Origin of the sequence: Streptomyces sp. NPDC001868 (genome assembly GCF_040297125.1) — a bacterium.
GTDB lineage: Bacteria > Actinomycetota > Actinomycetes > Streptomycetales > Streptomycetaceae > Streptomyces.
Map to the genome: position 1 here is coordinate 1 of NZ_JBEOYO010000112.1, position 9,166 is coordinate 9,166.

Sequence of the window (9,166 nt, forward strand, 5' to 3'; positions counted from 1 at the left end):
CGTCGCTCTCGACCGTCCCGGCGATGCCGGTCGCCTCGTCGACGAAGCCTCCCTCGTAGTCCCAGAAGGCCTCGGTCTCGATCTCCTCGTCGTCGTCCGTGCCGGTGTCCGTGCCGGGGTGCCCCGGAACGGCCTCGGCGCTCAAGCTCACCGCCGTGCAGCGGCGCGGACGCCATCACCCGCACGGTCCGGTCGCGCGTCTCTCCTTCACTCGGACGAGGCCACTCGCCAGGCAGCCGAAAGATCTGGCCCCCTCTCCCCGCAGCTCGGCACGCCCGGCATCGACAGCGACGTACGCGGCACCGGACCGGACCAGGAGCGCACCTCATAGCACCCAGAGCAGACTTTGGGCCCGGGCAGCCACCGCGGTGTGCTGGCCTGGCGGTGATTCCAGCGCGCGCTGCGGGTGCGGGGGTGTCAGCGTGGTCAGCAGGAGCATCGTGTCCGAAGCGGCGGATGGGAGTGGTCGGTCATGGCGCGCGCGATCTGGACCGGTGTGATCACCTTCGGGCTGGTCAGCGTGCCGGTCGGCCTGTTCACCGCGACCGAGGACCACACGGTCCACTTCCACCAGCTGCAGCGCGGCACCTCCGACCGGATCCATAACCGGCGGGTCAACGAACGCACCGGCGACGAAGTCGCCAGCGAGGACATCGTCAAGGGCTTCGAGACGGGCGAGGGCGAATACGTCGTGGTGGAGCCCGACGAGCTGGACGAGATCGCGCCGGGCCGCTCCCAGACGATCGACATCACCGACTTCGTCGACCTGGAGGAGATCGAGCCCGTCTACTTCGACCGCACCTACTACCTCGCCCCGCGCGGCAAGGAGTACACCAAGGTCTACGAGCTGCTGCGCGCCGCCCTCGCCGAAGCCGGCAAGGTCGGGATCGCCACGTTCGTGATGCACGGCAAGCAGTGCCTGACCGCGCTGCGCGCCGAGGACAAGGTCCTGGTGCTGGAGACCCTGCACTGGGCCGATGAGGTCCGCGATCCGCGCCAGGAGCTTCGCGAACTGCCCTCCGGCCGGGCGGGCAAGGGCAAGGAGCTGGACATGGCGCTGCAGCTGGTCGGGGCGCTCAGCGGCCGGTGGGAGCCGTCCCGGTATCACGACACGTATCAGGAGAAGGTACGGGAGCTGGTGCGGGCGAAGGCCGAGGGCCAGGAGATCGCGCCCGCCGAAGAGGCGCCGGCGGCCACCAACGTCGTCGACCTGATGACGGTTCTGCAGGGCAGCATCGATCAGGCCCGCGGCGGAGGTGAGACAGAGCGTGCGCCGCAGCCGAAGAAGCCGTCCCCGGCCCGCAAGACGGCCAGGACGACAACCGGGAAGAGGGGGAAGAAGACCGCCGCTGGCAAGGCGCCGCCGAAGTCAGCCCGCGCCTCGACCACCACGCGCGGCCAGCGCGGGACCGGCAAGAGCGAGCTGCGGGAGCTGAGCAAGACGGAGCTGTACGAGCGGGCCACTGAGAACGACATCGCGGACCGCTCCAAGATGAGCCGGGAGGAACTCATCAACGCCCTCACCCACGCTGGACAGCGCCGCAAACAGAACGCCGCCTGACCCGGCATCGCCGCACCCATGCCGTGGGAGCTGCCGGAGCCGATGCTGAGCACCCCCGTACCCACACCCCAGCTACTTCCGGGCTGGGCCGCAGAACCGAAATGGGACGGGTTCCGGGCGCTCCTCTCTGTCGGCGCCGGCCGGGCGGGCCAAGCGCGAATGTGTGGTCGCCCGGCGCTTCTGGCCGGGGGTTTCAGCGGAATCGGTGCAGGAGGTCGTCGACAGCGCGCCGGGCGCGGAGCGGCCAGCGGCGTACCGCACGGGCACGAGCAGCGCGCGCCTGTTCAGCAGCTGGGTGCCGTCCCGTGACGGTGACGGGAGCGTCGTCGCCGAGCGTCCGCAGCATGCCGTCGTAGGGGCAGCCCGTCTCGCAGCCGTCCTCGCGGTGGTCGAGGGTGGCGGTGGTCAGGTGGTACAGGTGGGCGCCGGTGTCGGCGATCCCGCCCGGCGCGGTCGTCATGGTGACGAACTGATTCAGCTGCGCGGCCGCGGCGCTGTTGGAGAAGACGAAGACGTTCTCCTTGCGGCGCAGCGGATGGCCGGCGGGCAGGCCGGTGATGTAGGCCGGGTCGTCGAGAGAGCCGTCACGTTCGGCTTGGACGTGGGCGGGGTCGTACTGACCCAGGCATTCCATGCAGGCGCGACCGGGGGCGGCGATGTGGGCGCGCCATTCGGCGCCGCGCAGGCGTCCGCCGCGGGCGTCGACCGCGATGCCGCCGTCGACGACGGGGATGAGGTGGGCGTAGGCGAGAAAGTTGAGGACGGCGCGGGGCCAGGGCCGGTCGACGCAGGAGAAGATCACGTCGCAGTCGGCCGCGGCGGCGAACCCGGCCGGCTCGACCACGCTCAGCTCGTACGGCGTCGCCCGGAAGTTGACGGCGGTGGCCGCGCGGCGAGAGGTGCGGGCGGCGAGGCGGGCCTTGGCCCGGTGCAGGCGCACATCACGGATGGTGGCGTGCAGGAGCCGGTCGAGGTTCACCTCCTCGACGGTGTCGAAGTCGAACAGGCTCAGGTCCTGGATGCCGGTGCGGGCCAGGGCTTCGACGACGAGCATGCCGACCGAGCCGCATCCGACGACACCGACGTGCAGACGGGCCAGGTCGTCCTGGGTTGTCTGTCCCCAGGCGGAGACGGTGCGCAGTTGCCGGTTCGTGGCCGGCGGCGCGGGGAGGAGACGGTTGTTGAATGTGACCGTCAGGCGGCCGCCGACCACTCGGACGCTCTCCGCCTCGGTGGGGGCATAGCGGCGGGGGGCCTGCTGCTGCCAGATGCGGGCACCGAAGCCGGCATCCGCGCCCGCGAAGGTCAGTCCAACCAGCGGACGGCCGGTGATCACCTGGGTCTGCGCGGCAAAGGACGCCTCGGCCGTGTGGTCGATGGTGTTCAGTCGCTGCCATCCCCGGCCTTGGGGGTGGGCGTGGATGAAGCCGAGCCCGCAGCCGTGCTCGGCCGCGAGGGCGGCGGCGCGCAGGAAGTAGGCGCTGGTGAAGTCCACCGTGCCGTGCACGATCCGCTCGCCGTCCTGCGGCAGCACCACCTCGGTAAGCAGGGCGGTGGTGCGGCTGGCACCGGTGCTCGGCCGCCACAGCACGAAAGTGCAGTCCTCCTGCCCGTCCGCACGGCGCAGGTGATCGGTCAGGTGCTGGGCGGTGTCGCAGGTCATGGCGACCGAGAAGCGGGTGATCACGCGGAGGGTCCGTTCTCCAGCTGCGCGAACAGGGTGCGCAGGTGCCGCAGATAGCCACGGACCGTACGGTCATGTGCCCAGTCGGCGGGCGGCCGACTCCAGTGTTCCCACTCCTGCCCCAGCGGAGACGTGTGCACCGCGCCGTGCGGGTGTCCCAGGCGGGGGGTGATGTGCGGGCCGTGCGGGGCCGACAGCGGCCAGTCCGGCACCAGTTCCAGGCCGATGCGTACCGTCGTCCCGGCCTGCGGGCCGACCTCGACGAGGTAGTCGAAGACGGCGAAGTTGCCGCTCTGCTCCACCGTGTAGCCGGCCCGGCGCAGGCCCGCGAGCATCCCCGCGGGCCCCGCCTCCGGCATCACCGCAGTCATGCGGTCGGGGTCGGGCCGGTGGAGACCGACACGAACGTCTCCCGCTCATGCACGATGATCTCTTCCTCCCCACGGCCGGCGAACGAGTGCTGATGCCGACCGGTGATCCGGACCAGGTAGTGCGTGCCCGCGTCGATACCAGCCAGGCCCAGGACCGCGTTCGGCGTCGTGCGCTTCGGCACCTCCACCGGCTCGCCGTCCACCGTGACGGTCAGGGTCTTGCCACTGGTCTCCTCGTGCTGCATGTCTGCCGTCGTCATGACGACCACCTCCCCTTCCTCCGGCCCGCCCGCGGCGGGCCGGGATATGCGAAAGGCGGGCCCGAAGCCCGCCTACTTGCTCTTCTTCGAGCCGCGCGACGCGCGCTCGTTCACCGTCGTCGACGGGTGCCTACGCACCGTCGACTGCTTCACAAACCGGCCCGTGACCGCACTGCGACCACGCTTCCCACCAGACCCACTCGCCTTACTGACCTTGCCCGGCATGACGTACCTCCTTCAAGAGGGATCGATCTGACCTGCAAAGGTGCTCCATCGCGCGCGAAGTTTCATGCACCTAGCAAGCCAATGAAACTTTCCTTGATCGAGAGAGTAACATGGAAGCAGCAGGTATACGCAAGAGGTTTCTGGGGCTGCCGGTGAATATCGCCTTCGACGACGCGGAGCTCGCCCGCGTCTGCAACAGCGACGCGGCCCGCCGGGCCCGCTTCGGGCCGGAGGCCGCCGCCACGCTCCACAGACGCCTCGGCCAGATGGCCGCCGCCGACCACCTGGCCGACCTGCATCGCCTCGCGGCCGCCCGGCTACGGCCCGATCCGGCCGACAACGGCGTCAGCCGGATGTCTCGCTCGGAAACCACGGCCACCTCGTCGTACGCCCCCGCGACGACCCGCCCGCCGCCCACCGTGACGGCACCCTTGACGAACACTCCGTACGCGCCCTGATAGTCACCGCGATCGCCATGACGCGATGACCGCCCCCGCCACCCCCGCCTCCCCGACCTCAGAGAGGCACCACCCGTGACCCCGCCTCCCGCCCCGCCCTTCGTCTACGCGCCCGACTCCGCCCAGCCGCCCGGCGAGACCCTCAAAGAACAGCTGGAAGCACTCGGCATCCCTCAGGCCGACCTCGCCCGGCGTACCGGCCTGTCCACCAAGCACATCAACCAGATCGTCCAGGGCACCGCGGTCCTCACCCCCGAGACCGCGCTCCTCCTCGAGCGCGCCACCGGCATCCCGGCCTCCATGTGGAACCAGCTGGAAGCCGCCTGGCGTACCCACGTCACCCGCCAGCAGGAACTCCAGCAGCTCAGCAAGCGCATCGACTGGCTGGACAACTTCTCACTGACCGAGCTCGTCAAGCGCAGCATCCTGCCGAACAAGGACAGGAGCGCGGACAACCTCCAGCGTCTGCTGGCGTTCTTCGGCGTCGCCGACCCAGGCATCGCCGAGGACCTCTGGCGGAGCTACCGCACCGCTTTCCGCCGCTCCACCGTCTTGAAGACCGACGACTACGCCACCGCGGTATGGCTGCGCCAGGCAGAACTCAAGGCCCGCGACCTGCCCTGCCAGCCGTTCGACCGCGCCGCCCTCACCGCCCTCCTGCCCCGCCTGCGCGCCCTCACCCTGGAAGAGCCGGCAACCTGGCCCGGCCGGATCACCCAGTTGTGCGCCCAGGCCGGCGTCGCCGTCGTCTTCCTCCCCGCCCCTCCCCTGAGCAGCGTCTCCGGCGTCACCCGCTGGCTCACCCCCGACAAGGTCGGCATCGCCCTCAGCGACCGGTTCAAAAAAGACGACCACTTCTGGTTCACCGTCTTCCACGAGATCGGCCACACGCTCCTGCACGGCAAGAGACTGACCTTCCTCGACAACACCGACCGCGCCGACGAACGCACGCCCGAAGGCGACCGCAGCGAAGAAGAAGCCGACGCCTTCGCGGCCCAGACCCTCATCCCGCCCGAGCACAACGCCGCATACCGACGCCTCGCCCGCAGGCCCATGCCCTTCGACAACGTCAAAGCCTTCGCCCGCCAGGCCGGCATCGCCCCCGGCATCGTCGTCGGCCGCCTCCAGCACGACGGCGCCCTGCCCTGGACCCACGGCAACAACCTCAAACGTTCCGTCCGCTTCCCCCACAACGGCCCCATCGAGGACCAGCCACAGTGAGCGACCATCCCCGCAAAGGCACCGTCGCAGCACCGGGCTCCCCCGACTTCGCCCTGCACACCCTGGGCTGGCGCGCATTCCAGGATCTGTGCGCAGCTGTACTCCGCGAAGTGTGGGCACAGTCTGTACACACCTTCGCCGACTCCAACGATGGCGGACGCGACGGAGCGTTCTACGGAACCTGGCAACAGCCACCGGACCCGATCGGCGTGCCGCACAGGCCCCGTTCCACCAGAGCCTGGACTTTGGCGAACTCGTCGTCGAGATCCGAGGGCGCGAGGGTGGTGTCGGCTTTCTTGGTGTGTTTGCACTGCAGGACGAAGGGGCCGTCGGGTCCTGCTCACCAACGCACGAGTCAGCGGCACCTCGGAAGCCACCATCCGACAACGGCTGCTCGACGCCGGCGTCGCGTACCCGCTGATCCTCGACGGCCAATGGATCTGCGACACCATCGCCACCCGCCAGCGCCTGCGGACCTTCGTCCCCCGCGTCTACGGACTCGGCGACCTCTCCCAGATCCTCGACGAACGCGCCTACACCCAGGCCCAATATCTGCTCTCCTACCTACGAGAAGAGCTGGCCACCTTCGTCGTCACCGACGCCTACCGCCGTGCCGCACAGGCCGTCCAACAACACGGCTTCGTCCTCCTACTCGGTGAACCTGCCGTCGGTAAATCCGTCATCGCCGCCACCCTGGCCATGACCGCCCTCGACGCCTGGGGCTGCCTCACCGTCAACGCCCACGACGCCGCCGGACTCGTACGCCACTGGAATCCCAACGAGCCAAACCAATTCTTCTGGATCGACGACGCCTTCGGCGCCGTCCGCCACGAACCCCAGCTCACCGATAGCTGGTCTCGCCACATGCGCCAAGTCATGACCGCGGTCCACGGCGGAGCCAAAATCGTCCTCACCTCACGCGACTACATCTACCGTGATGCACGCCAGCACCTGAAGGAATACGCCTACCCCCTGCTGCACGAGCAGCAAGTAGTTGTAGATGTCGCCCAACTGCCCCTCGGGGAACGCCGACAGATCCTCTACAACCACATCAGCCTCGGTGACCAGCCCACAGAAGTACGCGGCAAGATGAAACCCCATCTGGAAGAGGCGGCCGCACAGAACCCGTTCCACCCCGAAGTGGCTCGACGCCTAGGCCGGCAAGCCTTCACCCGTCACCTGAAACCAGGCAAACACGGCATCACCGACTTCATGCGCCGCCCGACAGCGTTCCTGCGCGACCTCTACACGGAGCTCGGACCAGACGAAAAGGCCGCCCTCGCGCTGACCTACCAGTCAGGAGAGTGCCTGCCTGCACCGCTCGCCCTCGACGCCGCACAACAGGACGTCATCATCCGCCTCGGCAGCTCCCCCGCAGGCATCGACCGCGCACTTAACGCCCTCACCGGAACCTTCCTACGATTCTCATCCTCTCCAGGAAATGAGACCACAACAGGGTGGTCATTCCGTCACCCCACCCTCCAAGAAGGCTTCGCCGAACTCTTGGCCGCCAACCCCAACCTCCTCGGCATCTTCCTGTCTGGACTACCGTTAGAAGAAATGCTCACTAAACTTGATTGCGGGAGTGAAAATCAGCACGGAACTCTAGTTAAAGTCCCGCCAACTCTTTACCACTTCGTCACCAAGCGACTTCAGGAGCTCGAACCCAGAAAAAGGAAGGACCACTGGGAAGATTTCCTTTGGTGCAATTTCTTCACCAGCCGATGCTCCGATGCATTCCTCAAGCAGTACACCGAGACGGATCCGAACTTCGTCCCCAACATGATGAACTTCGGGATATACCTGGGATCCGACCGCAAACCTGAAGTACTGGCGCGCCTACACCAGGCAGGTCTCATCAGAGAAGACGAGCACGAAGAAATACTTCAAACCCTAACCGAGTACGCCGTGTCGGCCCCTGACGCAGGCTGGGTAGATACGCCGCATTGGGATATCATCCTTTCCGCAGAAGAGAGAGAGGGCATTTTGAAGGAAGTCAGGAAAGAATTACTCTCACCGACCTCCGCTCTACTGTCGGACTGGAGTAGCAATCGATACGGAAACAGAGAAATAACCCCAGAAGAGTACTACGCACCACTTCGAGAGAGTCTGGAGACTTATCGCGACTCACTCGCGGACCAACCAGAAATTGCCGAGGAGTTCAGCAGGCTACTCGCAAGAATGGAAGAACTCATCGAAGATGAGAAATCGGAGGCCGACGAAGAGCAAGAGAGCAAGTCTCGACCCAATACGCCGTCTGCCGACCACATTCCCACGAATCAAGCGAATCCTGCCGCCACCTACCACCGAAGCGTTTTCGACGACATCGACGATTCCTAATCTTCTTGTCAAGCCGTTCTGGCTGGGGCGCTGGCCGTCAGTCGGCCGCCGGCTCGACGGTCGCGGCAACTGAGCGACGGCGGAGCCCGGCGGCCACATGCTCCATTTCGACCAACGTGCCCACCAGGCCGGTCGTCCTCAGCTCGTCGGCCATTGCCCGCGCCTGCGCCAGCGACAGCCCGTGTGTCTCCCGCAGAGCGTGCAAGACAGGGACAAGACTCGACTCGGGCCCTGCAAGACGAAGTCGAGCAGGGCCGTGCTCTGCCAGCAGCGCCTGCCGGATCTCCTCGGGGGTCGTTCCGCCGCTGTCCTGCTCGCACCACGCAGTGGGACAGGTCCGGCATCTCCCTTCGGTGCCCCACCACACCTGCCCGCGGTCGATGAACTGGCCGATGTCGCGTATCAACACACCGCCGCAGTCATCGCAGCGCGTCGTGACCTTCATGCCCTGAGTGATCACCGGTCTCCCCGCCTTCGGCCCTCGGTCGGCGGATCCTCCCGCGTCTGTGTCTGCCCGTCGACCGTAATTCCTCGCGGATTTGTCGAGCTCAAGCGGCGGTCGGGACCGGCGGTATGGGCTCGTAGGACCGATTGTCACGAAGAAGAGCCCAGAGGACGTTGACGCGTCGTCGGGCGAGTGCGAGCACGGCCTGGGTGTGCCGCTTGCCCTCGGCGCGCTTGCGGTCGTAGAAGCGGCGTGATTCCTCGCAGCAGCGAATGCTGATCAATGCGGAGGTGTAGAAGACGCGTTGGAGGCTGCGGCTGTATCTCTTGGGCCGGTGGAGGTTTCCGCTGATCTTGCCCGAGTCGCGGGGAGCCGGGGCGACGCCGGCGAACCCGGCGAGCCGATCCGGGGTGCCGAAGGCCGTCATTTCTCCGCTGGTGGCTGCGAGGAACTCGGCACCCAGCAGGGGCCCGATTCCGGGCATGCTCGCGATCACCTCGGCGTTTGGGTCTGATGCAGGTTCGGGTGACAGGTGCGGTCACGCGGCCTGGAGGGCCGGTGTGGTCATGACGGTCTCGAATTCGATGGGGGTCAGGCGGCC

8 protein-coding genes and 1 pseudogene are annotated in these 9,166 nt (G+C 67.4%); 4 read left to right on the forward strand and 5 right to left on the reverse strand.

The window, feature by feature from the left end:
• Positions 1-472: 472 nt before the first annotated feature.
• Positions 473-1,561, forward strand: coding sequence for a non-homologous end joining protein Ku (gene ku, locus ABT147_RS46555; protein ID WP_351418492.1), 1,089 nt, complete (start codon positions 473-475; stop codon positions 1,559-1,561).
• Between the two features lie 193 nt (positions 1,562-1,754).
• Here the strand turns inward: ku and ABT147_RS46560 are convergent, their stop codons facing one another.
• From ABT147_RS46560 to ABT147_RS46570, 3 genes are read right to left on the reverse strand one after another with little or no spacing between them, the layout of a single operon-like run.
• A complete protein-coding gene (locus tag ABT147_RS46560; protein ID WP_351418494.1) occupies positions 1,755-3,248 on the reverse strand; it encodes a ThiF family adenylyltransferase in 1,494 nt (497 codons plus the stop codon).
• Complete coding sequence (locus tag ABT147_RS46565; RefSeq protein ID WP_351418496.1) at positions 3,245-3,616, reverse strand: hypothetical protein; 372 nt, start codon at positions 3,614-3,616, stop codon at positions 3,245-3,247. The genes ABT147_RS46560 and ABT147_RS46565 overlap by 4 nt, the downstream gene beginning before the upstream one ends.
• Entirely contained in the window at positions 3,613-3,876 is a 264-nt protein-coding gene (locus ABT147_RS46570) for a hypothetical protein (RefSeq protein WP_351418498.1), read from the reverse strand. The genes ABT147_RS46565 and ABT147_RS46570 overlap by 4 nt, the downstream gene beginning before the upstream one ends.
• Positions 3,877-4,211: 335 nt before the next feature.
• Here ABT147_RS46570 and ABT147_RS46575 point away from each other — a divergent pair, with 335 nt between their 5' ends.
• The 3 genes from ABT147_RS46575 to ABT147_RS46585 all read left to right on the forward strand — a co-directional run bounded on the left by ABT147_RS46575 (position 4,212) and on the right by ABT147_RS46585 (position 8,120).
• Positions 4,212-4,559 carry a hypothetical protein gene (locus ABT147_RS46575; RefSeq protein WP_351418500.1) on the forward strand — a complete coding sequence of 116 codons (348 nt, stop codon included), beginning with the start codon at positions 4,212-4,214 and terminating at the stop codon, positions 4,557-4,559.
• A gap of 75 nt (positions 4,560-4,634) precedes the next feature.
• Positions 4,635-5,780: a helix-turn-helix domain-containing protein gene (locus ABT147_RS46580; RefSeq protein WP_351418503.1), complete on the forward strand. Its 1,146-nt coding sequence runs from the start codon at positions 4,635-4,637 to the stop codon at positions 5,778-5,780.
• Between the two features lie 150 nt (positions 5,781-5,930).
• Positions 5,931-8,120 (forward strand): nSTAND3 domain-containing NTPase, encoded by a 2,190-nt coding sequence (locus ABT147_RS46585; protein ID WP_351418505.1) that lies wholly within the window; start codon positions 5,931-5,933, stop codon positions 8,118-8,120.
• 37 nt (positions 8,121-8,157) lie between these two features.
• Here the strand turns inward: ABT147_RS46585 and ABT147_RS46590 are convergent, their stop codons facing one another.
• Together ABT147_RS46590 and ABT147_RS46595 are read right to left on the reverse strand one after the other, a co-directional pair.
• Positions 8,158-8,580: a hypothetical protein gene (locus ABT147_RS46590; protein WP_266535562.1), complete on the reverse strand. Its 423-nt coding sequence runs from the start codon at positions 8,578-8,580 to the stop codon at positions 8,158-8,160.
• A gap of 88 nt (positions 8,581-8,668) precedes the next feature.
• A pseudogene (locus ABT147_RS46595) lies at positions 8,669-9,073 on the reverse strand (transposase); the annotation flags it as partial.
• Positions 9,074-9,166 lie beyond the last annotated feature (93 nt).